General features: G+C 55.5%; 23 protein-coding genes. 10 read left to right on the top strand and 13 right to left on the bottom strand.

From position 1 onward, the window contains the following. The first annotated feature begins 78 nt into the window (after positions 1-78). The 3 genes from V7Q49_RS03425 (at position 79) to pdeR (ending at position 5,425) form a co-directional block, all read left to right on the top strand. Positions 79-1,086, top strand: coding sequence for a CMD domain-containing protein (locus V7Q49_RS03425; protein WP_333849326.1), 1,008 nt, complete (start codon positions 79-81; stop codon positions 1,084-1,086). A gap of 88 nt (positions 1,087-1,174) precedes the next feature. Next, positions 1,175-3,109, top strand: a complete 1,935-nt coding sequence (locus V7Q49_RS03420; protein WP_333849325.1) for an exoribonuclease II — start codon at positions 1,175-1,177, stop codon at positions 3,107-3,109. 324 nt (positions 3,110-3,433) lie between these two features. Next, positions 3,434-5,425 carry a cyclic di-GMP phosphodiesterase gene (gene pdeR, locus V7Q49_RS03415; RefSeq protein WP_333849324.1) on the top strand — a complete coding sequence of 664 codons (1,992 nt, stop codon included), beginning with the start codon at positions 3,434-3,436 and terminating at the stop codon, positions 5,423-5,425. Here the strand turns inward: pdeR and V7Q49_RS03410 are convergent. Then, positions 5,422-6,291, bottom strand: a complete 870-nt coding sequence (locus tag V7Q49_RS03410) for a crotonase/enoyl-CoA hydratase family protein (protein WP_333849323.1) — start codon at positions 6,289-6,291, stop codon at positions 5,422-5,424. The genes pdeR and V7Q49_RS03410 overlap by 4 nt on opposite strands. Before the next feature lie 192 nt (positions 6,292-6,483). Here V7Q49_RS03410 and yciZ point away from each other — a divergent pair, with 192 nt between their 5' ends. The 3 genes from yciZ to osmB all read left to right on the top strand — a co-directional run bounded on the left by yciZ (position 6,484) and on the right by osmB (position 7,971). After that, entirely contained in the window at positions 6,484-6,666 is a 183-nt protein-coding gene (yciZ, locus tag V7Q49_RS03405; protein ID WP_333849322.1) for a protein YciZ/DeoL, read from the top strand. A 68-nt stretch (positions 6,667-6,734) separates the two neighbouring features. Beyond that, entirely contained in the window at positions 6,735-7,490 is a 756-nt protein-coding gene (yciT, locus tag V7Q49_RS03400) for a DNA-binding transcriptional regulator YciT (protein ID WP_333849321.1), read from the top strand. A 262-nt stretch (positions 7,491-7,752) separates the two neighbouring features. After that, the gene (gene osmB, locus V7Q49_RS03395) at positions 7,753-7,971 is read left to right on the top strand and encodes an osmotically-inducible lipoprotein OsmB (protein WP_032611163.1); all 219 of its coding nucleotides are present in this window, start codon (positions 7,753-7,755) and stop codon (positions 7,969-7,971) included. Between the two features lie 115 nt (positions 7,972-8,086). Here osmB and yciH read toward each other — a convergent pair whose 3' ends face one another. From yciH to pgpB, 5 genes are all read right to left on the bottom strand, one after another. Next, positions 8,087-8,413 carry a stress response translation initiation inhibitor YciH gene (gene yciH, locus V7Q49_RS03390; protein ID WP_333849319.1) on the bottom strand — a complete coding sequence of 109 codons (327 nt, stop codon included), beginning with the start codon at positions 8,411-8,413 and terminating at the stop codon, positions 8,087-8,089. Then, a complete protein-coding gene (gene pyrF, locus V7Q49_RS03385) occupies positions 8,413-9,150 on the bottom strand; it encodes an orotidine-5'-phosphate decarboxylase (protein ID WP_333849318.1) in 738 nt (245 codons plus the stop codon). Before pyrF ends, yciH begins: the two co-directional genes overlap by 1 nt. 183 nt (positions 9,151-9,333) lie before the next feature. Next, positions 9,334-10,503 carry a lipopolysaccharide assembly protein LapB gene (lapB, locus tag V7Q49_RS03380; protein ID WP_333849317.1) on the bottom strand — a complete coding sequence of 390 codons (1,170 nt, stop codon included), beginning with the start codon at positions 10,501-10,503 and terminating at the stop codon, positions 9,334-9,336. 6 nt (positions 10,504-10,509) lie between these two features. Then, positions 10,510-10,818 carry a LapA family protein gene (locus V7Q49_RS03375; protein WP_032611172.1) on the bottom strand — a complete coding sequence of 103 codons (309 nt, stop codon included), beginning with the start codon at positions 10,816-10,818 and terminating at the stop codon, positions 10,510-10,512. Between the two features lie 151 nt (positions 10,819-10,969). After that, positions 10,970-11,734, bottom strand: coding sequence for a phosphatidylglycerophosphatase B (pgpB, locus tag V7Q49_RS03370; protein ID WP_333849316.1), 765 nt, complete (start codon positions 11,732-11,734; stop codon positions 10,970-10,972). A 197-nt stretch (positions 11,735-11,931) separates the two neighbouring features. On the opposite strand from pgpB, the gene ribA reads away from it, so the two are divergent. Continuing rightward, a complete protein-coding gene (gene ribA / locus V7Q49_RS03365; protein ID WP_106993149.1) occupies positions 11,932-12,522 on the top strand; it encodes a GTP cyclohydrolase II in 591 nt (196 codons plus the stop codon). 47 nt (positions 12,523-12,569) lie between these two features. On the opposite strand, the gene acnA is transcribed toward ribA, so the two are convergent. The 6 genes from acnA to topA form a co-directional block, all read right to left on the bottom strand. Next, positions 12,570-15,245 carry an aconitate hydratase AcnA gene (gene acnA / locus V7Q49_RS03360; RefSeq protein ID WP_333849315.1) on the bottom strand — a complete coding sequence of 892 codons (2,676 nt, stop codon included), beginning with the start codon at positions 15,243-15,245 and terminating at the stop codon, positions 12,570-12,572. A gap of 168 nt (positions 15,246-15,413) precedes the next feature. Next, positions 15,414-15,515, bottom strand: a complete 102-nt coding sequence (ymiC, locus tag V7Q49_RS03355; RefSeq protein WP_442913054.1) for a small membrane protein YmiC — start codon at positions 15,513-15,515, stop codon at positions 15,414-15,416. A 126-nt stretch (positions 15,516-15,641) separates the two neighbouring features. Beyond that, on the bottom strand, positions 15,642-15,812 hold the full coding sequence (locus V7Q49_RS03350) for a hypothetical protein (protein WP_333849314.1): 171 nt from the start codon (positions 15,810-15,812) through the stop codon (positions 15,642-15,644). 2 nt (positions 15,813-15,814) lie between these two features. Further along, positions 15,815-15,976: a YmiA family putative membrane protein gene (locus tag V7Q49_RS03345; RefSeq protein ID WP_333849313.1), complete on the bottom strand. Its 162-nt coding sequence runs from the start codon at positions 15,974-15,976 to the stop codon at positions 15,815-15,817. A gap of 317 nt (positions 15,977-16,293) precedes the next feature. Continuing rightward, positions 16,294-17,268 (bottom strand): HTH-type transcriptional regulator CysB, encoded by a 975-nt coding sequence (gene cysB, locus V7Q49_RS03340; RefSeq protein ID WP_032611190.1) that lies wholly within the window; start codon positions 17,266-17,268, stop codon positions 16,294-16,296. A 187-nt stretch (positions 17,269-17,455) separates the two neighbouring features. Continuing rightward, a complete protein-coding gene (gene topA / locus V7Q49_RS03335) occupies positions 17,456-20,050 on the bottom strand; it encodes a type I DNA topoisomerase (protein ID WP_333849312.1) in 2,595 nt (864 codons plus the stop codon). 396 nt (positions 20,051-20,446) lie between these two features. On the opposite strand from topA, the gene V7Q49_RS03330 reads away from it, so the two are divergent. Next, positions 20,447-20,698 carry a YciN family protein gene (locus V7Q49_RS03330; protein ID WP_333849311.1) on the top strand — a complete coding sequence of 84 codons (252 nt, stop codon included), beginning with the start codon at positions 20,447-20,449 and terminating at the stop codon, positions 20,696-20,698. A 34-nt stretch (positions 20,699-20,732) separates the two neighbouring features. On the opposite strand, the gene sohB is transcribed toward V7Q49_RS03330, so the two are convergent. After that, positions 20,733-21,779 (bottom strand): protease SohB, encoded by a 1,047-nt coding sequence (gene sohB / locus V7Q49_RS03325; RefSeq protein WP_333849310.1) that lies wholly within the window; start codon positions 21,777-21,779, stop codon positions 20,733-20,735. Positions 21,780-22,028: 249 nt separating this feature from the next. Here sohB and V7Q49_RS03320 point away from each other — a divergent pair, with 249 nt between their 5' ends. Beyond that, positions 22,029-22,790: a YciK family oxidoreductase gene (locus V7Q49_RS03320; protein ID WP_333849309.1), complete on the top strand. Its 762-nt coding sequence runs from the start codon at positions 22,029-22,031 to the stop codon at positions 22,788-22,790. Next, positions 22,787-23,377, top strand: coding sequence for a cob(I)yrinic acid a,c-diamide adenosyltransferase (gene cobO / locus V7Q49_RS03315; protein ID WP_333849308.1), 591 nt, complete (start codon positions 22,787-22,789; stop codon positions 23,375-23,377). Before V7Q49_RS03320 ends, cobO begins: the two co-directional genes overlap by 4 nt. Positions 23,378-23,388 lie beyond the last annotated feature (11 nt).

The following is a 23,388-nucleotide window of genomic DNA, read 5'->3' as shown; positions in this document are numbered from 1 at the left end:
TTATCACCTAACAATATTTTTCCGCTTATCCGCCTTACGCCAGGATATTGATCGCCATTTTGAGATCAAGGAACGCACATGGAACAACGCCGTATTTCTGGCAAAGGCCACTGGTATCATGAGACCCAGTCCAGTAGCAGCCCGACGGAAGTCCTGCCTTTGGTTCCCGAAGCCGCACAGGTCGCGGATCGTTTTTTGCTGAACCTCACGTTACCGGCGTCGCTGCTGGCGGCCTGTGAACGCTGGTTAACCCCGGCCCGGGCGCTGTGTGACCTCTTTTTCCCGCGTGCCGTGCCGGTCAATCGCCTGCGCACGCTCAGCGCGTATGACCGTTTCAGTACCGCGCTAACCGTGGCCCAGGTGTGCGGCGTGCAGCGTCTTTGTAATCACTACGCCGCCCTTCTCGCCCCGCTCCCCGGTCCTGACTCCTCCCGTGAAAGCAATCGCCGCCTCGCCCAGATCACCCAGTATGCCCGCCAGCTTGCCAGCTCACCCGACGTCATCGACAGTAAGGCGCAGCAGGAGCTCGATGAGGTGGGCCTGACGGTGTATGACATCGTGACCATCAACCAGATTATCGGTTTTGTCGGTTTTCAGGCGCGGGTCGTGGCGGTGTTTCAGGCCCTGCTCGGCCATCCTGTCCGCTGGCTGCCCGGGCATCACATCCCGCCGCATGCCCTGATTGACGATAATGCGCTGAACATGGACACATGGGCGCCTGTGGTGCCAGGCGTGGAGCAACGGAACGCCAGCGCACAGCAGCTGGCGTCGCTCGAGCGCTGGCAGACCGAGCCGCTATTGCAGCAGCTTACGCCGGTACTGTGCCATGAACCCGCTATCCTCGATTACACCGGTGAAATCCTGGTTAGCGGGCTTCATGCTGCCGAGCCAGCCGATGCGCCGGATGAGGCGGTGCAACGTGCCGTAGAACAGCTGGCACGCTCTCCGGATCGGTTCAGCGCCGCGCAATTTACCCCGCTGACGGATGAGGGTCTTTCCCCGGCTCAGGCTATCAACCTGCTGACCTGGAGCGCTTTTTGCGGCTGGTTGAACCGCCTGAAAATCGCCATTGGCAGAGGCGAATAACCCTACTCATTACCTAAAGAGCGCTTGCTGTAGCAGTGAGATTCGCGTAAAACTGTCAGCCGCTCAATGGCTACGAAAATAGATCACTATGCTCCAGGACAACCCGCTGCTAGCGCAGCTTAAACAGCAACTGCATTCCCAGACGCCACGTGCTGAAGGGGTCGTAAAAGCCACGGAAAAAGGCTTTGGCTTCCTTGAAGTCGATGCACAGAAAAGCTACTTCATTCCGCCACCGCAGATGAAGAAAGTGATGCACGGCGATCGTATTACCGCCGTGATCCATAGCGAAAAGGATCGTGAATCCGCCGAGCCTGAAGCGTTAATTGAACCGTTCCTGACCCGCTTTGTGGGTAAGGTACTGCGTAAAGATGACCGTCTGTCCATCATTCCGGACCATCCCCTGCTGAAAGACGCCATCCCTTGTCGCGCCGAGCGGGGCGTTGCGCATGATTTTAAAGAAGGTGACTGGGCCGTGGCAGAAATGCGCCGTCACCCTCTGAAAGGCGACCGCGGTTTTTATGCCGAACTGACCCAGTTTATTACCTTTGGCGACGACCATTTCGTGCCATGGTGGGTTACCCTGGCGCGCCATAATCTGGAAAAAGAGGCGCCAGAAGGCGCAGCGACGGAGATGCTGGACGAAGGTCTGGAGCGTCGCGATCTCACCGCTCTCAATTTTGTCACCATCGACAGTGCCAGCACCGAAGATATGGACGATGCGCTGTATGTCGAAGAGCAGGCTGACGGCAAACTGCTGCTAACCGTGGCGATTGCCGATCCAACGGCCTGGATTGCTGAAGGCACCCCGCTGGATGAGTCCGCCAAAATCCGCGCCTTTACCAACTATTTGCCGGGCTTCAACATCCCGATGCTGCCGCGCGAACTGTCTGACGACTTGTGCTCGCTGCGCGCCAATGAAGTGCGCCCGGTCCTCGCCTGTCGCATGACCATTGCTGCCGATGGCACCATCGAAGAGAACATCGAATTCTTTGCCGCCACCATCGAGTCGAAAGCCAAGCTGGTTTATGACGAAGTGTCTGACTGGCTGGAAAACAGCGGTAGCTGGCAGCCTGCAAATGACGCCATCGCCGAACAGATCCGTCTGCTGCAGCGCGTCTGCCTGAGCCGCAGCGAGTGGCGTAAGACCCACGCGCTGGTGTTTAAGGATCGCCCTGACTACCGCTTCATTCTCGGTGAAAAAGGCGAAGTGCTGGATATCGTTGCCGAACCGCGTCGTATCGCTAACCGCATTGTTGAAGAGTCGATGATTGCGGCGAACATCTGCGCGGCCCGCGTCCTGCGCGACCAGCTCGGGTTTGGTATTTATAACGTCCATACCGGCTTCGACCCGGCTAACAGCGAAGCGCTGGCTGCCCTGCTGAAGACTCACGACGTGCACGTCGATCCGCAGGAAGTCCTGACCCTGAACGGCTTCTGCAAGCTGCGTCGTGAACTGGATGCGCAGCCGTCCGGTTTCCTCGACAGCCGCATTCGCCGTTTCCAGTCATTCGCTGAGATCAGCACCGAACCGGGCCCGCACTTTGGCCTGGGTCTGGAAGCCTATGCGACCTGGACATCCCCAATCCGTAAGTATGGCGATATGGTTAACCACCGTCTGCTGAAAGCGATCGTCAAGGGTGAGACCATCGCCCGTCCTCAGGACGAGACTACCGTGCAGATGGCGGAGCGTCGTCGCCTCAACCGCATGGCGGAGCGCGATGTCGGCGATTGGCTGTATGCCCGCTTCCTGAAGGACAAAGCCGGGACCGATACCCGTTTTGCGGCCGAGATCATCGATATCAGCCGTGGCGGCATGCGCGTTCGTCTGGTGGACAACGGCGCCGTAGCCTTCATTCCGGCGCCGTTCCTGCACGCCGTGCGTGACGAACTGGTCTGCAGCCAGGAGAACGGCACCGTTCAGATCAAAGGGGAAGTGGCCTTTAAAGTGACCGAAGTTATCGACGTCACTATCGCTGAAGTCCGCATGGAAACACGCAGCGTTATCGCCCGCCCAGCCATCTGATTGTCGCCTGCTAAAAAGTCGGATCCGCCCACCCCGGGCGATCCGACTTTTTTATTACCTCTGAAACGCCATACTCATTATTTTCTCTTACCTTTTCCTCCCACAAATGGCAAAAAGCGATCACAATTATTAGCGGCAGAGGCATTCACGTGATAATGGGCATGAGGAATATTCATTCGCCGGTATCCTTTTTCGCCGTTCTCGTTCTAATATAAGAATACCGGGAAAAAACAATAAGTTTAGCCTGCCATAGCCGCCGTGTAAGCACGATCAAACCGACTGGAAATGCACAATCTGTGCAATTAAGTGCGCCTGGGAGAGAGCATGATTGACGATCTGGAGCAAAATTTGCTGTTTCGTTACATGGGCACCCACAGTCCCTGGTGGCGGCTGGCGGCGGACAGCAATGCTCTTCATCTTGCGGCCAGTGAAAGCGCCGATACGACGCAAGTTGTTGCGCTCTCCGATGAGCAGGCCAGCCATATCCGCCAGATGACGGTGATCACCTCCAGCATAACCATGACGCTCTCCCTGTACGGTACCGAGGTACCTGTGCACCTGGTGGGCCGTAAAATCAATAAAAAAGAGTGGGCCGGTACCGCCTCCGCCTGGCATGATACCTCCGCTGTCGCACGCGACCTGGCGCAGGGTCTCTCCTTTGCCGAACAGGTAGTTTCTGAGGCCAACTCGGTCATCGTCATCCTCGACCGGCACGGCAATATTCAACGCTTTAACCGCCTGAGCGAAGAATATACCGGGATGAAAGAGCATGAAGTCATTGGCCAGAACGTTTTCAAGCTGTTTATGAGCCGCAGCGAAGCCGCTGCCTCCCGCCGCAATATCAGCGGTTTTTTCCGGGACGGAAGCTCCTATGAAGTGGAGCGCTGGATTAAAACCCGCAAAGGGCAACGCCTGTTTCTGTTTCGTAATAAATTTGTGCACAGCGGCAGCGGCAAAAATGAAATTTTTCTTATCTGTTCCGGCACGGATATCACTGAAGAGCGCCGCGCCCAGGAGCGACTCCGGGTACTCGCCAATACCGATACCATCACCGGCCTGCCAAACCGTAACGCCATCCACGATATGATCAGCGAAGCCATCGACACGCGCGGCGATACTCAGGTGGGCGTGGTCTATCTCGACCTCGATAATTTCAAAAAAGTGAATGACGCCTACGGGCATATGTTCGGCGATCAGCTCTTACAGGCCGTGGCGCTGGCGATCCTCAGCTGCCTGGAAGATGGCCAGGTACTGGCCCGTCTGGGTGGCGATGAGTTCATCGTGCTGGCCACCGGCACCTCGCAGGGCGCGCTGGAAGCCATGGCCTCGCGGATCCTGACCCGGCTGCGCCAGCCCTTCCGTATTGGCTTAATCGAAGTCTATTCCGGCTGTTCGCTGGGTATCTCCCTCGCCCCGCAGCACGGGACCGACCGTGAAAGCGTGATCCGCAATGCCGATACCGCCATGTACACCGCCAAAGAGAACGGGCGCGGCACGTTTTGCGTCTTCTCGCCCGAGATGAATCAGCGCGTCTTTGAATACCTGTGGCTGGATACGAATCTGCGCAAGGCGCTGGATAACGACCAGCTGGTGATCCACTACCAGCCGAAAATCACCTGGCGGGGCGAGGTGAAAACTCTCGAAGCGCTGGTTCGCTGGCAGTCGCCGGAGCGCGGGCTGATCCCGCCGCTGGAGTTTATCTCCTACGCCGAGGAATCGGGGCTCATCGTGCCCCTGGGTCGTTGGGTCATGCTGGATGTGGTGCGCCAGATCGCGAAATGGCGCGATAAAGGTATCAACCTGCGCGTGGCGGTCAACGTATCGGCTCGTCAGCTGGCGGATCAGACCATCTTCAGCGATCTCAAACAGGCGTTGAAAGATCTTAACTTTGAGTATTGCCCGGTGGATGTGGAGCTAACAGAAAGCTGCCTGATTGAGAACGAAGAGCTGGCACTGTCGGTTATCCAGCAGTTCAGCAAGCTGGGGGCACAGATCCATCTCGACGATTTCGGCACCGGTTATTCGTCGCTGTCGCAGCTGGCCCGCTTCCCCATCGATGCCATTAAGCTCGATCAGGCTTTTGTCCGGGATATCCATAAGCAGTCGGTGTCGCAGTCGCTGGTACGCGCGATTGTTGCCGTCGCCCAGGCGCTGAATTTGCAGGTGATTGCCGAAGGGGTGGAGAGCGCAAAAGAAGACGCCTTTCTGACAAAGAATGGCGTCAACGAACGACAGGGTTTTCTCTTTGCTAAGCCCATGCCCGCTGTCGCATTCGAGCGATGGTTTAAACGTTACCAGGCACGCAACGCGCGCTAGCTGGCTTTACGCAGGCCTGATGCGGTGTGGCGATCCTGAAGCTGAACCAGCCGCTGCATATAGGCTACGTCCTTCGCCTGCAGGCAGAATGCGGCGTCCACCCAGTCTTCCGTGATGTCCATCAACTCACTGCGCGGCAGTTGCAACACCCGCTGACGGGCGCGAAGCATGGCTCTGACGCCGTTCATCTTTGGTTGTAACGTGTCGATGAAGGTCCGTGCCGCCACGTAGCCCTGACCGGGTTCGAACAGCACGTCCACCAGCCCCTGCTGCTGATACCACTCCGCCGTGTGTGACTCCCCTTTGTAGATCAGCTCCTCTGCCAGTTTCATGCCGGAACGGCGTGCCACCAGCGAGTAGCCTCCCATGCCGGGGAAAAGGTTAAAGGCGATCTCCGGGAAGCCTAAACGCGCATCCCGCTGTGCCAGTAAGAAGTGGTGCGCCAGCGCGGCCTCAAACCCGCCGCCAAGCGCACTGCCCTCCACCATCGACAGAGTAATCGCCCCGGTATCGAAGCCACGCGACGCAGCGTGAACACAGTCCACACAGGCGCGGGCATACGCCCGAAGCGCTTCTCGCCGACCATTCTCAATGCACTCAACAAAAAAGCGCAGATCGCCGCCGGTGTTGTACATATCCGGCACCAGCGATCCGGTTACCCAAAAATCGACCTCGAACCCGGACTGCCTTACCAGCCAGGACAGGTTCATGATCTCCTCAATCAGGGCATGATTGAAGCATGGGCGTGGCTGCGCTCGCAGCATCATCCACACGGTGCGTCTTTCCTCTTCATAGTAAGCTGCGAGTTGGGTGAATCGTACAGAATCAGTAAACAGTTTACAGGTAGCCTGATTGATAATTGTCATAGTCCAATTCCTCATAGAAAAAAGCGCCTTGCGCGCAGAATTAGACTAATGCACTACCTAAGTTCCCTGCATAAAGAAGTAGGAATATATCACTACTATTAATGTACTTTCGTTAGCACACTTTTTCCCTTCTCTTTTGCCTTCAATTTCTGCATCATTGAATTTATTCACTTTTCATTTAGGGATGAGATTATGTCTGATATCGATGCACTAAAAGTTGCCCAACGTATTGATACTGTGCTGGATATTCTGGTTGCAGGTGATGTGAACTCTGCTCTGCGTAATCTCGAGATATTAAAATCAGAATTACTGGCCCAGGCGGGCGCGCAGAAAAATGCCGACACGGCACAGCCTAAATCGCCGTGGGAAGTTTAAGGGTCACAGCAGCTCGCGTGGTTATGTCAGTTTTCAACTAACGGCTCGGCCGTTTTAATATGGATGCTATGAATTCCCGACAACAAATAATATTACAGATGGTGATCGACACAGGACGTGTGAGCGTCGTCGATCTGGCTAAAAGTACCGGCGTGTCTGAAGTCACCATCCGCCAGGACCTTAATCTTCTGGAAAAAATGAGTTATCTGCGCCGCGCGCATGGCTATGCCGTGCCGCTCGACAGCGAAGATGTCGAAACGCGCATGATGAACAATTACGCCCTGAAACGTGAGCTGGCGGAGTTTGCCGCTTCTCTGGTCAATAACGGCGAAACGGTGTTTATCGAGAACGGCAGCTGTAACGCCCTGCTGGCACGTACCCTGGCCGAGCAGAAAGAGGAAGTCACCATCGTGACGGTGAGCAGCTACATTGCTCATCTCCTGAAAGAGACGCGCAGCGAAGTGATCCTGTTGGGCGGCATCTATCAGAAAAAAAGTGAAAGTATGGTTGGCCCGCTGACGCGCCAGTATGTTCAGCAGGTTCATTTCAGCAAGGCTTTTATCGGCATCGATGGCTGGCAGCCGGAAACCGGCTTTACCGGACGGGATATGATGCGTTCGGACGTGGTGAACGCGGTGCTGGAGAAAGGCGGGGAAGCCATTGTGCTCACCGACAGCACCAAGTTCGGCGCGGTGCATCCCTACACCATGGGCCCTGTCTCCCGCTTTAGCCGGGTGATCACCGATGAAGGCATCAAAGCGGCTCACAGCGAGACGTTGCAGCACGACGGGCTGATCGTCGATATCGTCAAAAAACCTGCCTGAACCCACCTCTGCGCCCGCCTCGTCGGGCGTTTTCCTTTGTCCTACCGCTCTGAGATTATTCTGACCATTCCTTTAAGACTATTTACCTGTTGGATCAGGGATAAAGACGTAGAATTAATGTTAGCGATATAACAGGAAGTGACTATCACCTGCGTGATTTTGTAACGCCTGCGCGAACAGTTTCATGGAAAACTGGCTTAATAGTTTTACACTTATTTAAGCAGAGTTAATTCCGTGGATCACTATTTCAGGAGAACGAGTTATGTCTATTAACAGCAAAAAATTATCCGCTGCTATGCTGGCTGTCACGCTGGCGTTATCACTGAGTGCATGCTCCGGCATGAGCAAACAGAGTCGTAACACTGCGATTGGTGCCGGTGCCGGTGCAATCGGTGGTTCAGTCTTAACTGATGGTAGTGCCCTGGGGACCTTAGGTGGTGCCGCGGTGGGTGGTATTATCGGTCATGAAGTGAGCAAATAAATAAATACTGATTGCCACCGCAGTCAGTTATAAGACCATGTTGTTTCTGGTCTAAGCTGAATATAAGAATATTAAGCCACGGCTCAGGCCGTGGCTTAATTGTTTCTGAGCCGCGTTAACCGCCCGCTAATTTAACTTTCATCCCTTTGGCTTCCAACAGGGATTTAATCAGATCTCGCTTGTCGCCCTGGATTTCAATTACGCCATCCTTGACCGCCCCGCCACAGCCGCACTTTTTCTTCAGTTCGGCGGCAATGGAGGCCAGGGTGGCATCGTCGGCATCAATGCCGGTCACCAGGCATACGCCCTTCCCTTTACGTCCGCTGGTCTGGCGCTGAATGCGGACAATGCCGTCACCTTTTGGGCGCTCAGCGACCGCTTTCGGTTCATCGATGCGCCCGGTGTTAGTTGAATAGACCAGGCGACTGTTGGTATCGCGCATTACGCCCCCTTGCGAAGTGATGCGTTGATGTCTTTCAGGGTTTGGGCCGGATCCGCAGACTGGGTTACCGGACGACCAATAACCATATAGTCCACGCCCGCCGCCAGCGCCTGCTCCGGGGTCATAATGCGGCGCTGATCGCCGGCGTCGCTTCCCTGAGGGCGAATGCCGGGAGTGACCAGCTTAAAGTCCTGGCCGATGACGCTTTTGAAGCGCACCGCTTCCTGCGCTGAGCACACCACGCCATCCAGCCCGCAGTTTTGCGTAAGGCGCGCCAGACGCTCGGCATGCTCTGCCGGTGACAGTGTCACGCCGAGATCCAGCAGGTCGCTGGCTTCCATGCTGGTCAGCACGGTGACAGCAATCAGTAACGGCGCGTCTTTGCCAAAGGGCTGCAGGGCCTCGCGGGCAGCGGTCATCATTCGCGCCCCGCCTGAAGCATGGACGTTCACCATCCAGACGCCCAGCTCGGCCGCCGCGGCAACCGCATGGGCCGTGGTGTTAGGGATATCGTGAAATTTCAGATCCAGAAAGACATCAAAACCGCGCTGCTGCATGTCGCGCACAATTTGTGGGCCAAAGAGCGTGAACATTTCTTTGCCGATTTTCAGGCGGCATTCGCGCGGGTCAATACGATCAACGAACGCAAGCGCGTTATCGCGATTGTTGTAATCCAGAGCGACAACAACAGGAGATTCAGTAACTGCGCGGGAAGAAGAGGGAGCTACAGACGTCATGACCGGACCTTCTCGTCGATGGGCGCCGCATCGGCGCGGGAATGTTAAACGGCGTGCATTCTACCTGTGCTTCGCTGAAATTAACAGGCTCCATTTTCCGTCCTGCCGGGCCAAAGCGCGCACCGGTCAAACTGAAATCGACCAAGAAGTATGTTGTAACTAAAATGGGCTTTTTTTTAAAGATTACTGCCCATCGAGGCCGCGAATCGGCTTGATGGTGGACCAGGCGCGGCAAGACGGACAGTGCCAGTACAGCGTATAGGCGGTGAAACCACACTTCTGACAGCGATAGCGCGGCTTGCTGCGGATCTGCTCGCCAACCATGTCGCGCAGCGCCATCAGGCTCTCTTTGGCGCGACCCTCTTCGGCATCGTGCAGGTGGTAATCCATCAGCTTGTGGAAAACGCGCATGGTGGGATGACGCTGCAGCTGGCGGGTAATGTAGACCTGCGCCGTGTCACTGCCTTCGTGCTCCTGGACGACATCGGCCAGCATCAGCTCCGCATACGCCCCGGTGTTCTCTTCCACGCAGCGGCGCAGGAAGGCCACCCACTCTTCGGCCATCCCCAACTGCTGATAGCAGGTTTGCAGCATCTCAAGGGTTTCGCTGACCAGCTCTTTATCCTGATCGATAACCCGCAGCAGGCTTTCTACCGCTTTCTGATAATCCCCTTTCGCCATGTAGACGCGCCCCATCATGATGGAGACGCGCGCGCTGCTGCGATCGGCGGCAGCGCCCTTGCGCAGAAGCGCCATGGCTTTATCCATATCTTCATTGCCCATCTGCTGCAAGGCCAGCTCGCAGTAAAAATGGGCAATCTCAACGCGCTGTTTGTCTTTACCCAGCTTCACCAGACGTTCTGCTACGTCGATCGCTTTCTGCCATTCGCTGGTGGCCTGGTAAATCTGCAGGAGTTGTTGCAGGGCGCTGATGCGAAAATCGGTTTCATCCACCAGCTGGTTGAACATCTCTTCGGCGCGATCGTACAACCCTGCCGCCATATAATCGCGACCCAGCTGTTGTACGGCCAGCAGACGCTGCTCATAGGTTAATGAGGCGCTTTCCATTAAGGTCTGGTGGATGCGGATGGCGCGGTCGACTTCGCCACGAGAGCGGAACAGATTGCCGAGGGTAAGATGGGCTTCAACGGTGCCGGTATCCTCTTTTAACATCTCAAGGAACAGGTCGACCGCTTTATCCTGTTGGTTGCTCAGAAGGAAGTTAACCCCGGTCACATAGTCGCGTGAAAGGCGGTTAGCTTCATCCTGTTTTGTTTGTTGCGCACTTCTGCGGCCCATATACCAGCCATAGGCTGCGGCTACAGGCAAAAGCAGAAACAACAACTCCAGCATCTTCGATTATTCCTTCGCTACCGGCACACCTGAACTTACCGGAACGTCGGTCGGGGGCGCAATTTGGTATTCAAGACGTTTAATTTTACGTTCGGCACGGGCCAGTGATACGCGAACTTTCAGCCAGAACAGGCCGCAAATAAGCCAGCCGATCGCAAACCCTGCCGCAAAGAGCACAGCCAGCAGGCTGGAAATCCGATATTCGCCTTGCGCCAGCAGATAATTAAAGGTTACCTGTTGATCGTTTTGCGCACCCAATGTGACGGAAATGACGAAAATCGCCAACACCAGTAAGAAAATGAGTAAATATTTCACATTACTTCCCGTTATGTGGTTTGAGCGAATAAAGAGTGTTCACCATAGCGTAGCCAGCCTTATAAACTACCATTTTCAGGACGGGCGCGAAACGGAAAAAGCATCGCGCCACGCTTAGATCTGCGGCTAAATATGAGAATTTCAACCGCAGTCAGCTTTCCTGGTCTCTGTCGGCTATTTCCCGCTTCTCTTCTACCGGTGGTGTGAGTGGGCCACAGACGCGCTGAGCAAGCCAGGTGGCGAAGGTGATCAGCAGCCACGACATCAAGGTGGCGACCACCAGGTCCCGCGGCCAGTGCATGCCGAGCAGCAGACGGCTCGCCATGACGCCCGTCGCCCAGGTCAGCAGAAACGCGATGGTCAACGTGCGTCGACGCGGCCACAGCAGCCCTACCCCCAGCAATGCCCAGCTGGCGGCAAACATGGTGTGTCCGGACGGGAAGGCAAATCCGGTCTCTTTTTGCCAGTGCTTGCGTAAAAATGTCGGCACAGCCTGCTGTTCAGTAAGCTGTTCTTTCACCAGAATACCGCGGTCTTTACGCTTTAAATTGTAGAAGTCGTTGACCGGGACATGGTGAGTTTTTTCCAGCCAGACGACAAACGGACGCGGCTCCTGAACCCGATCTTTCACCAGGGATTTTAGCCCCTGTCCGATAAGGATCACGCCGGCAAGAATGGCAAAGAGCATAATGGCCGCCCGTAGACGAAAGCGCAGACACCACAAAAACCAGCCGCACAGCAGCGTGTGGGTAATGATGCCCCAGGGTTGGGTGACCGTCTCCGTGATCCAGAACAGCGCCTTCAACCATCCGCTATTCGCGCCAGGCTGCCACTGCCAGCCTGAGATCCAGACAGCCACAGGCATGATGAGCAATATCCCGGCGCCAACAGCCGTACGGCGGGCAATTGAAAGCATGTTGTCTCCTTTTTTCGATAAGCCCCACAATCATAACTGAAAAAACAGAGCTGCGTAAAAATGTCGGATTGTGCGTTTAACGTTCGTTAAGCCGGCGGTGATTAGGTGAACCTGTGAAGCTTGTGGCAAAATAAGACAATACCGACAGCCAAACAGGCAACAGACACAAGGCGTGTCAGCATTTTCTGGAGAATCACATGCAGCTTAAACGTGTGGCAGAAGCTAATCTGCCAACCCCCTGGGGCGATTTCCTGATGGTGGGTTTTGAAGAACTGGCAACCGGGCAGGATCACGTTGCGTTAGTGTTCGGGGATACCTCCGGGCAGACGCCAGTCCTCGCGCGCGTTCATTCCGAGTGTTTAACGGGTGACGCCCTGTTTAGCCTGCGCTGCGATTGTGGTTTTCAACTGGAAGCCGCCCTATCGCACATTGCGGAAGAAGGCCGCGGCATTCTGCTGTATCACCGTCAGGAAGGTCGTAATATCGGCCTGCTGAACAAGATCCGCGCCTATGCCCTGCAGGATCAGGGGTACGATACCGTGGAAGCGAACCACCAGTTAGGCTTTGCTGCCGACGAGCGTGATTTCACCCTGTGCGCCGATATGTTCAAGCTGCTGGGTGTGGACGAAGTGCGTCTCCTGACCAACAACCCGCGTAAGGTCGAGATCCTCACCGAAGCCGGAATCAACATCGTTGAACGTGTGCCGCTGATCGTAGGCCGTAATCCAAACAACGAGCACTATCTCGATACCAAAGCAGCGAAGCTTGGGCATCTGCTTAGCGAGTAAAACGAATAGCCCGGCAACGCAATGCGTGCCGGGCTGGTTACAGCGTATTAATTCAGCATATTGCGAATCACATAGTGCAGAATGCCGTCGTTCTGGTAGTAGGTAAGTTCTGTAGCAGTATCAATTCGACAGCGACAGTTCACGACCTCGGTTTGCCCATCCGCACGCGTCAGTTTGACCGGTACGGTGGCGCCTGGCGTCAGACTTTGCAGATCCGCAATATCAATGCGCTCCTCCCCGGTCAGCCCCAGCGTTTTACGCGATGTCCCCTGCGGGAACTCCAGCGGTAAAATCCCCATGCCGATCAGATTTGAACGGTGGATACGTTCAAACGACTCAGCGATCACCACGCGCACGCCCAGCAGCCGTGGGCCTTTTGCTGCCCAGTCGCGGCTCGAGCCAGAACCGTACTCTTTCCCGGCGATCACCGCCAGCGGCGTGCCTTCCTGCTGATACTTCATTGCAGCATCGTAAATCGAGACCACTTCCGTGCCTGGCAGATGGCGGGTCATACCGCCTTCAACGCCGGGAACCATTTCGTTGCGGATGCGGATATTGGCGAAGGTGCCGCGCATCATCACCTCATGGTTACCACGACGCGAGCCGTAGGAGTTGAAGTCACGTCGCTCCACGCCACGGCTCTGCAGATACCGCCCGGCCGGGCTGTCCGCTTTAATGCTCCCCGCCGGGGAGATGTGGTCGGTGGTCACCGAGTCGCCGAGGATGGCCAGCACCCGCGCGCCGTGGATATCTTCCAGCGGTTTGGGTTCCGCTAACATCTCATCAAAGAATGGCGACAGGCGGATGTAGGTGGAATCATCCTGCCAGCTGTAGGTATCCGAGCGCGCCACCTCAATGGTTTTCCACTCCGCCGTGCCTTCGAACACTTCGGCATACTCCTTGCGGAACATGTCGGTGGAGACTTTTTCCACCGCGAGGGCGATCTCCTGCGCTGACGGCCAGATATCTTTCAGATAAACCGGATCCCCTTTGCGATCGTGCCCCAGCGGCTCGGTTGCGAGGTTGATATTCATGTTTCCGGCCAGGGCATAGGCCACCACCAGTGGCGGTGACGCCAGCCAGTTCGTTTTCACCAGCGGATGGATGCGGCCTTCAAAGTTCCGGTTGCCCGAGAGCACCGCCCCGACCGTCAGGTCACCCTGCTTGATCGCCGTCTCGATAGGATCCGGCAGCGGCCCGGAGTTGCCGATACAGGTGGTACACCCATAGCCGACCAGGTTAAAGCCCAGCTCATCCAGGTATGGCGTGAGCCGCGCCTGAGCCAGATAATCGGAGACCACTTTGGAACCCGGGGCGAGCGAGGCTTTGACCCATGGCTGGCGTTTCAGGCCAAGCGTGACGGCTTTTTTTGCCAGCAGCCCGGCAGCCATCAGCACGCTGGGGTTAGAGGTGTTGGTGCAGGAGGTAATAGCCGCGATCACCACCGCACCATCCGGGAGCTGGTACGGGTGACCGTTCATAACGTAATCAATGGGGCGGCGATCTTTCTGCGCGGTGTTAACCTCCAGCTCATTGCTGGCGGCAAACGCCTTCGGCACATCCGGCAGGGCAACCCGATCCTGGGGACGTTTCGGGCCGGCGAGGCTGGCTTCCACTTCGCCCATATCCAGTTCAAGGGTGCTGGTGAACACCGGTTCATCACCCGCATTACGCCACATCCCTTGCGCTTTGGCATAGACTTCTACCAGCTCGACCTGTTCGCTGCTGCGTCCGCTGAGACGCATATACTCCAGCGTCACACCGTCAATCGGGAAGAAGCCACAGGTCGCGCCATATTCTGGGGCCATGTTGGCGATGGTGGCCCGGTCAGCCAGCGGCAGCGAGTCGAGACCGTCACCGTAGAATTCAACAAATTTGCCCACCACGCCGTGCTTACGCAGCATCTGGGTGACAGTGAGCACCAGATCGGTGGCGGTGATGCCTTCGCGCAGTTTGCCGGTCAGCTTAAAGCCGACCACATCAGGGATCAGCATGGATACCGGCTGGCCAAGCATAGCGGCCTCCGCTTCGATACCCCCTACCCCCCAGCCCAGCACGCCCAGACCGTTGATCATGGTGGTGTGCGAGTCGGTACCGACCAGCGTATCCGGATAGGCCACCCACTCTTTATCCTGCAGCTCACTCCACACCGCCTTGCCGAGGTATTCGAGGTTGACCTGATGGCAGATGCCGGTGCCGGGTGGAACAACGCTGAAGCGGCTGAAAGCCTGCTGGCCCCACTTTAAAAAGACATAGCGCTCGTGGTTACGCTCCATCTCCAGACGCACGTTCTCTTCAAACGCCTCATCATCACCAAAGTGGTCGACGGTCACAGAGTGGTCAATCACCAGATCCACAGGGGAAAGCGGGTTTACTTTGGCGGTATCGCCGCCAAGACGTTTAACCGCCTCGCGCATCGCCGCCAGATCGACCACCGCCGGGACGCCAGTAAAGTCCTGCATCAGGACCCTGGCTGGCCGATAGGCTATCTCCCGGTCAGCATGGGCATTTTGCAGCCACCCGGCGAGAGCGTGGATGTCCTCGGCGGTAACAGAGACGTCATCCTGCCAGCGCAGGAGGTTTTCCAGTAACACTTTAAGCGACTTGGGTAAACGGGCGATGTCCCCAAGTTCCCTGGCGGCCAGCGGCAGGCTGTAGTAGTGATAGGTTTTGTTCTCGGCCTGCAGTGTGTCCTTACTGGCTTCGCGTAAGGTTAACGACATAAGCTCCTCCTTAATTACCGGGATTGCGATACCCTGACCTTTCTCAGGGCCGTAATTAAAGATAACACATCGTCACCGTAACGATTTGATAACAACCCAAATGGACAAATTTACAGAGGAATGGAGAGGTCAAAAACAAAAAGCCCCGCTTTCGCGAGGCTTTATTTTTCAGTGTAGGGAGAGCGAGATAAGCTGGTACCAGAAGAGAATCGACAGGGAGAACGCGGCGATCCACGACCAGTATTTGACTCCGGATATATTATTCATCATTGTGACACCCGTCTTTATTTATTTGTTTACGGCTGAGTCTGGCTCAGTTCGGTATTGCTGAAGTGTATTTATTAAAGAGTACAAAAGCGCACCGGATTATTAATGCACTATGCCTGAACGGCAGAATTATTGTTTTTTGTTTTCGTCTTCTGCGAACGAATCAATGAAGGCTTGCTGCTGCGGTGACAGCGTCCAGGAAGCCGGCGTGTGTTCAGTCACTTCTTTACGGACTTTGCGGCGAGTGTCACGTTGCTGACACATAGGTTTCACTGCTTCACTGCGCCCCTGTACCGTCATAGTTAACCCCAGAATTTCCAGACCAGTAACGCCACCACCACCCAGAACAGCGTGGAACCGAGAAATACCGCCAACCAGGCTTTGCGCTTGAGCCCTGGATCCCGCTGCGGCTCATGACGTCCTGACGGCATTGCTAACCTCGTACAATCGACTTTGCTTATCATTTGGCTACCAAACAATTGGTATAAGTAATCATCACTGAGATAAATCCTAAAGAAACTTTAGTTGAAAATCCAGCGAATTTACGAATCGTATAGGGTTAAATATTTAATCTTTTGAGCGGATAGATATAAATGAAACGGGGAATTTGCGTAGCGGCTATTTATTTTCTATTTTAGTTGCCTTTTTGTAACAGAGTCGGAAAAAAAGCGCGGTAACGTTATGGTTACTGGGATAAATGAAAGGGTTAAAGAGAGGGATTCTAATTCAGATTAATACGGGGATAGCGGTATCTTTCCCGCAGGAAAGATACCGCAGGGTATTATTTTTCTGGCAGCTTAATATCTTTAAACATCGCTTCGATGTCTTCGTTGGAACGCAGCGCCACTGCGGTATCCACCACATCGCGGGTCAAATGTGGTGCGAATCGCTGAATGAAATCATACATATAGCTACGCAGGAAGGTGCTGCGGCGGAAACCAATTTTGGTGGTGCTGTGGCCGAACACCCCCTGGGTATCCAGGCGCACCAGGTCAGGATCGGCAACCGGATCTACCGCCATGCTGGCAATTACCCCGACTCCCAGCCCCAGCCGCACGTAGGTTTTGATCACGTCGGCATCGGTAGCGGTAAAGACGATCCGTGGGGTTAACCCTGCGCGATTAAATGCGGTGTCCAGCTCCGAACGGCCGGTAAAGCCAAAGGTGTAGGTCACCAGCGGATACTGGGCAAGTTCTTCGATTGACACCGAGGTTTTGGCCGCTAGCGGATGTTCCGGGGTCACGACAATCGAGCGATTCCAGTGATAGCAAGGCAGCATGACCAGGTCATCGTATAGATGCAGGGCTTCGGTGGCGATAGCAAAATCCGCATTGCCCTTCGAGACCGCTTCGGCAATCTGCGTCGGCGAGCCCTGATGCATATGCAACGAAACGCGAGGATAACGCTCAATAAAGCCTTTGATCACGCCAGGCAGAGCGTAGCGCGCCTGAGTGTGGGTGGTAGCGATATACAGCGAGCCTTTATCAGGCCAGGTGTGCTCACCTGCTACAGATTTAATGGCATCGACCTTGGACAGCACTTCGCGGGCGATACGGATGATCTCCTGCCCCGCCGGTGTTACCTGGGTAAGGTGTTTACCGCTGCGGGCGAAAATCTGGATGCCCAGCTCATCTTCAAGCATACGGACCTGCTTACTGATGCCGGGTTGCGAGGTATAAAGACCTTCTGCGGTCGAAGAGACGTTAAGGTTGTGGTTGACCACCTCAACGATATAGCGAAGCTGCTGTAGTTTCATGCCGGACCATCCGATTGAGCGCACACGGGCAATCGCTTAAGACGATTTGATAATAAGAAAAGGGTTAACTATAACCACTATATCATTTATATCATTGCTGTATAGCCCGTAACAAAAAATAATAACCAGGCAACAAAAAAGGGCCGGATGTCCGGCCCTTTCACAGGTAAGTTACGGTAATTAAGGCTTATTTCTTACCTTCAACCCATTTTCCGTCAACATAAAATGCTGACCAGCCGGTCGCTTTACCGTCTTTCTCAGAAGCAACATACTGCTGCTTGGTTTTACGGCTAAAACGCACCACCGTTTTATTCCCGTCGGGATCCTGCTGCGGCGCATCAGCCAGATAGCGCAGCTTCTCTGCCAGGCGGTCGCGGAAGCGGTACAGCTCCTCCACCAGCGGCGCACGGGTTTCACGTGATTTCGGGAAGGTGTTGGCCGCCAGGAAGACGCCCGCCGCACCGTCACGCAGGACGAAGTAGGCGTCAGACTTCTCGCACGGCAGCTCCGGCAATGGAACCGGATCTTCCTTCGGCGGTGCCACTTCACCGTTACGCAGGATCTTACGGGTGTTTTTACAGTCGTCGTTGGTGCAAGCCATGTACTTACCAAAACGCCCCATCTTCAGGTGCATTTCAGAACCACATTTTTCACATTCGACGATCGGACCGTCATAGCCCTTAATGCGGAACTCGCCCTCTTCGATTTCGTAGCCGTCGCAGGTCGGGTTGTTACCACACACGTGCAGCTTACGTTTTGGATCGATCAGGTAGCTGTCCATCGCTGTGCCGCACTTATTACAGCGGCGCTTGGCGCGTAATGCGTTTGTTTCCGCATCGTCACCTTCCAGCACGTTCAGCACTTCGTTTTCCGGCACCAGGTTGATGGTGGTTTTGCAGCGCTCTTTCGGCGATAAGGCATAGCCTGAGCAGCCGAGGAACACGCCGGTGGTGGCGGTACGGATCCCCATCTTGCGGCCGCAGGTCGGACAGTCAATGCTGGTCAGCACCATCTGGTTCGGCTGCATGCCACCCTCTTCAGGGTCTTTCTCGGCTTTTTCCAGCTGGTTGGTGAAGTCGCCGAAGAAGCTGTCGAGCACCTTCTTCCACTCGGCTTCGTGGTTAGCAACCTGGTCAAGGCTGTTTTCCATCTGCGCGGTGAAGTCGTAGTTCATCAGCTCGCGGAAATTAGCTTCCAGGCGATCGGTGACGATTTCACCCATTTTCTCGGCATAAAAACGGCGGTTTTCCGTACGCACATAGCCACGATCCTGGATGGTCGAAATGATCGACGCATAGGTGGACGGGCGACCGATACCGCGTTTTTCCAGCTCCTTCACCAGAGAAGCTTCGCTGAAGCGTGCCGGTGGCTTGGTGAAGTGCTGGGCCGGGGTCAGCTCAACCAGGGAGAGTTCATCCCCGGCGTTGACCGCTGGCAGAGTTTTATCTTCATCGCCCTTACGCAGCGCAGGCATGACTTTGGTCCAGCCATCGAAACGCAGAATACGTCCACGTGCCTTCAGGCGGAAATCACCCGCACCGACGGTGAGCGTGGTGGAGTCGTATTGCGCTGGCGTCATCTGACAGGCGACAAACTGGCGCCAGATCAGCTGATACAGTTTCTGCGCATCGGCTTCCATATCCTTCAGGGATTCCGCCAGAACAGCCACGTCAGAAGGACGAATTGCTTCGTGCGCTTCCTGCGAGTTCTCTTTGCTGTTGTACTGGTTGGCGCTCTCTGGCAGATACTTCTTACCGAAGTTATCGCCAATGTAATCACGCACCATGTTTACCGCGTCCTGGCTCAGGTTGGTAGAGTCAGTACGCATATAGGTAATATGGCCCGCTTCGTACAGACGCTGCGCCATCATCATGGTTTTCTTCACGCCGTAACCCAGACGGGTACTTGCCGCCTGCTGCAGCGTGGAGGTGATAAACGGCGCGCCCGGCTTGCTGCTGGTCGGTTTGTCTTCACGATCCAGCACCTGATAGCGTGCTTTCTCCAGCAACGCGACCGCGGCCATAGTCTGTTCGCGGTTTTCAGGACGGAATGGTTTGTCGTTCTGGTGCGACACTTCCAACGGTAAAGTATCGCCACCCGGCGTGGTTACGCTGGCGTCGATTTCCCAGAACTCTTCTGGCACAAACGCTTTGATTTCGCGTTCACGTTCAACCACCAGACGCACGGCTACCGACTGTACGCGGCCTGCTGAGAGGCCACGAGCAATCTTTTTCCACAGCAGTGGAGAAACCATGTAACCCACGACGCGGTCCATAAAGCGGCGCGCCTGCTGAGCGTTAACACGATCGATATTCAGCTCGCCCGGCTTTTCAAAAGCCTGACGGATCGCGTTTTTGGTAATTTCGTTAAACACCACGCGGCTGTAGCGGGTGTCATCTCCCCCGATCACTTCCCGCAGGTGCCATGCAATGGCCTCCCCTTCGCGGTCAAGGTCGGTTGCGAGATAGATATGGTCGGCTTTTTCCGCCAGCTGTTTCAGCTCGGAGACGACTTTCTCTTTACCCGGCAGCACTTCATACTGTGCCTGCCAGCTATCCCACGGGTTAACCCCCATGCGATTTACGAGCGCGCTACGTTCATCCTTTTTAGGCTTTTTGGCCCCTTTGGTGGAGGTAGAGTCGGCGCTCTTCTTGGCTGAGCCACTGGTCGGCAGATCGCGGATATGACCGACGCTGGACTTAACCACGTAGTCACTACCCAGATACTTATTGATCGTTTTGGCTTTTGCCGGGGACTCAACGATAACGAGAGCTTTACCCATATTCACCTTTACCTAATTTGTTTCTTCCAGGAATACGTCGCGTGAGTTCACCTTCCACTGCCGACGAGACATCTATATAACGACGTCATTAGTGGATATCAACCCCCTTTCGGTCCAGCCGCTAAAAACGACTTCGGCCAGGTGGTTGAGTTTACGGGCTTTTTCTCGCTCCGGTGTGACTGCACGACGAGATTTAGGTCGAATGTCAAGCAAATCTATTGCCAGAATGACGAAAGCGCACACTCTACCTGATAAAATCCGTTACGCAACTTTATTAGCATGCAAAAGCAAATCACGCCAGCGCTGTCCGTCTTGCTCAGCATGCCTGAAAACGGGGAAAATTTGCTCCCGGGACCGCGGCGGCGTAGACTAATGTCACTGTTTAAGGAGGGGATAATGCAGCAAACTACCCAACCCATTGACCGCGTAACCTTGCTTGCCGAAGCAAATAAACTCATTCGTGAACATGAAGACACCCTGGCAGGGATCGAAGCCACAGGTGTGGAACAACGTAACGGTGTGCTGGTGTTCAGCGGCGATTATTTTCTCGATGAGCAGGGGTTACCTACCCCACGCAGCACGGCGGTGTTCAACATGTTTAAATACCTGGCCCACGCGCTCTCGGATAAGTACCACCTGGTCGATTGAAGCAAAACGCGAGGCACTGGCCTCGCGTTTTTCTTTACAGCAGGGGTTTTTGCCCACGCTGTAGCCAGCGGAGCAGCAGTCGGTCCGCGCTCTCCGCAGCGCTGTTGGTAAAGCGATCCATCAGCTTTTTCTTGCGGGTGTAGCGCACGCCTACCAGCTCGCGGCCCTCCATCAGCCCCAGCAGCAGATCGTCGCTGGTCCCCACCTGATCCACCAGCCCCTTCTCCAGTGCCTGGGTGCCATACCAGTGTTCGCCGGTCGCCACCTGCTCGATATCAAGCGACGGGCGCATCTGGTGCACGAAGCTTTTAAACAGCTGATGGGTGTCATTCAGATCTTCGCGGAACTTCTGCCGTCCCTCTTCGGTATTTTCGCCGAGCAGCGTCAGGGTGCGCTTATACTGCCCCGCCGTGTGCAACTCAACGTCAATATCTTTGTTTTTCAGGAAACGATTGAAGTTCGGGATCTGCGCCACTACGCCAATCGAACCAATAATAGAGAAAGGCGCGGCGACGATTTTATCGGCCACACAGGCCATCATGTAGCCACCGCTGGCGGCAACCTTATCGACCGCTACCGTCAGCGGGATCTGTTTGTCACGCAGGCGCTGCAGCTGCGAGGAGGCAAGCCCGTAGCCGTGCACCACCCCGCCGGGGCTTTCGAGACGCAGGACCACCTGGTCTTCGGCTCTGGCCACCGCCAGCACGGCGGTGATCTCTTCGCGCAGGGAGGAGACCTCATGCGCATCCATACTGCCTTTAAAATCCAGCACGTAGACCCGCGGTTTTACCGCTTCCGGGCGCTGCTCCAGCTTTGCTTTCTGCTTTGCGGCTTTCGCGTCAAGCTTGTGCTTTTTCTTCTGCGCCTTATGCCACAGTTTTTGCTGATGCGGGTCGAGCAAGGCCACCGACATCTCTTCCTGCATCTCCGTGTACTGCTCGCTTAACCGGGTAATCCGCAACTCGCCGCGCTGACGTTTGCGCTGCGTCAGGTTGACAATCAGCACTGCAATCACCGCAATGGCAATCACGACCGTTGCAATTTTGGCCAGAAATAAACCGTATTCAGAAAGTAATTCCACGCGTCCACCTTGGTTTAACCACTTGTTTTCTCACCCAGTGTACAACAGCCTCCGCCAGGCGTCTCGCACCTGACGATACCCTTGCGAGGCGTCTTCAGGAATGTTTATTTATGAATGAAATATTTGCAAATTGTTAATTTTACAGCGAACTCACCGGTAGACTGATTGTAATCAGGCGCGCTTTCGGGCATAAAGCCGAAAAGAGACCGCACAGCATGGGCCGCGCCAACGCGCGCCAGAGGAGTGACCTTGCACTATCAACCCAAAAAAGATCTACTGCAAAACCGTATCATCCTGGTCACCGGTGCCAGCGACGGTATTGGCCGTGAGGCGGCGCTGACTTACGCCCGCCATGGCGCGCACGTTATTCTGTTGGGCCGTAATGAAGAAAAACTGCGCGACGTTGCTCAGGCAATCGCCAGCGAGGGTGGCGCTCCGACGCACGCCTATACGCTCGACCTGTTAACCTGCACCCCAGAGGAGTGTCAGCAGCTGGCCCGGCGTATCGCCGAAGACTATCCCCGTCTGGATGGGGTATTGCACAATGCAGGCTTCCTCGGGGAAGTGCGCCCGATGGATGAGCAGACCCCTGAGATCTGGCAGCAGGTGATGCAGGTCAACGTCAACGGTACCTTTTTCCTCACCCAGGCACTGCTTCCTTTATTACTGCAGTCAGATTCCGGCTCGCTGGTGTTCACCTCTTCCAGCGTCGGACGCCAGGGACGTGCCAACTGGGGCGCCTATGCTGCCTCGAAATTTGCTACCGAAGGGATGATGCAGGTGCTGGCGGAGGAGTATCAGAGCCGCCATCTGCGCGTCAACTGCATTAATCCCGGCGGCACGCGTACCGGCATGCGCGCCAGCGCGTTCCCGACGGAAGATCCGCTAAAACTAAAAACCCCTGCCGATATCATGCCGCTCTATCTATGGCTGATGGGCGACGACAGCCGCCGGAAAACCGGCATGACCTTTGATGCCCAACCCGGCCGTAAACCAGGAATATCGCAATGAGTGATGAACGTCATCAGCAGCGCCAGCAGCGCCTGAAAGAGCAGGTCGATGCCCGCGTTGCCGCGGCACAGGATGAGCGCGGGATTATTATTGTCTTCACCGGCAACGGTAAGGGCAAAACCACTGCGGCCTTTGGCACGGCGACCCGCGCCGTCGGTCACGGACAAAAGGTGGGCGTGATCCAGTTCATCAAAGGCGAGTGGCCGAACGGCGAGCGTAATTTGCTTGAGCCTCACGGAGTGGAATTTCAGGTTATGGCGACCGGTTTTACCTGGGACACCCAGAACCGCGACACCGACACCGCCGCCTGTCTGGCGGTCTGGGAGCAGGCTAAACGCATGCTGGCAGATCCGTCGCTCAACATGGTGCTGCTCGATGAGATCACCTACATGGTGGCCTACGACTACCTGCCCTTGCAGGAGGTCATTGATGCGCTGAACAACCGTCCGACGCACCAGACGGTGATTGTCACCGGGCGCGGCTGTCATCGGGATATTCTGGAGATGGCGGATACGGTCAGCGAGTTACGCCCGGTCAAACACGCCTTTGATGCCGGCGTGAAAGCGCAAATCGGTATCGACTATTAACAAAAAACCCG

The organism is Leclercia sp. (assembly GCF_036780805.1).
GTDB lineage: Bacteria > Pseudomonadota > Gammaproteobacteria > Enterobacterales > Enterobacteriaceae > Enterobacter.
This window is presented reverse-complemented; position numbering and strand designations above follow the sequence as displayed.

What these genes read in the sequence shown, in the direction of transcription:
- pdeR (WP_333849324.1), top strand. Translation starts at nt 3,434, where the DNA reads ATGATTGACGATCTGGAGCAAAATTTGCTGTTTCGTTACATGGGCACC.
- yciZ (WP_333849322.1), top strand. Translation starts at nt 6,484, where the DNA reads ATGTCTGATATCGATGCACTAAAAGTTGCCCAACGTATTGATACTGTG.
- topA (WP_333849312.1), bottom strand. Translation starts at nt 20,050, where the DNA reads ATGGGTAAAGCTCTCGTTATCGTTGAGTCCCCGGCAAAAGCCAAAACG.
- yciT (WP_333849321.1), top strand. Translation starts at nt 6,735, where the DNA reads ATGAATTCCCGACAACAAATAATATTACAGATGGTGATCGACACAGGA.
- pyrF (WP_333849318.1), bottom strand. Translation starts at nt 9,150, where the DNA reads ATGACGTCTGTAGCTCCCTCTTCTTCCCGCGCAGTTACTGAATCTCCT.
- ymiC (WP_442913054.1), bottom strand. Translation starts at nt 15,515, where the DNA reads ATGATGAATAATATATCCGGAGTCAAATACTGGTCGTGGATCGCCGCG.
- lapB (WP_333849317.1), bottom strand. Translation starts at nt 10,503, where the DNA reads ATGCTGGAGTTGTTGTTTCTGCTTTTGCCTGTAGCCGCAGCCTATGGC.
- V7Q49_RS03350 (WP_333849314.1), bottom strand. Translation starts at nt 15,812, where the DNA reads ATGACGGTACAGGGGCGCAGTGAAGCAGTGAAACCTATGTGTCAGCAA.
- pgpB (WP_333849316.1), bottom strand. Translation starts at nt 11,734, where the DNA reads ATGCTTTCAATTGCCCGCCGTACGGCTGTTGGCGCCGGGATATTGCTC.
- acnA (WP_333849315.1), bottom strand. Translation starts at nt 15,245, where the DNA reads ATGTCGTTAACCTTACGCGAAGCCAGTAAGGACACACTGCAGGCCGAG.
- ribA (WP_106993149.1), top strand. Translation starts at nt 11,932, where the DNA reads ATGCAGCTTAAACGTGTGGCAGAAGCTAATCTGCCAACCCCCTGGGGC.
- V7Q49_RS03425 (WP_333849326.1), top strand. Translation starts at nt 79, where the DNA reads ATGGAACAACGCCGTATTTCTGGCAAAGGCCACTGGTATCATGAGACC.
- cysB (WP_032611190.1), bottom strand. Translation starts at nt 17,268, where the DNA reads ATGAAACTACAGCAGCTTCGCTATATCGTTGAGGTGGTCAACCACAAC.
- V7Q49_RS03420 (WP_333849325.1), top strand. Translation starts at nt 1,175, where the DNA reads ATGCTCCAGGACAACCCGCTGCTAGCGCAGCTTAAACAGCAACTGCAT.
- V7Q49_RS03345 (WP_333849313.1), bottom strand. Translation starts at nt 15,976, where the DNA reads ATGATAAGCAAAGTCGATTGTACGAGGTTAGCAATGCCGTCAGGACGT.
- cobO (WP_333849308.1), top strand. Translation starts at nt 22,787, where the DNA reads ATGAGTGATGAACGTCATCAGCAGCGCCAGCAGCGCCTGAAAGAGCAG.
- osmB (WP_032611163.1), top strand. Translation starts at nt 7,753, where the DNA reads ATGTCTATTAACAGCAAAAAATTATCCGCTGCTATGCTGGCTGTCACG.
- V7Q49_RS03410 (WP_333849323.1), bottom strand. Translation starts at nt 6,291, where the DNA reads ATGACAATTATCAATCAGGCTACCTGTAAACTGTTTACTGATTCTGTA.
- yciH (WP_333849319.1), bottom strand. Translation starts at nt 8,413, where the DNA reads ATGCGCGATACCAACAGTCGCCTGGTCTATTCAACTAACACCGGGCGC.
- V7Q49_RS03330 (WP_333849311.1), top strand. Translation starts at nt 20,447, where the DNA reads ATGCAGCAAACTACCCAACCCATTGACCGCGTAACCTTGCTTGCCGAA.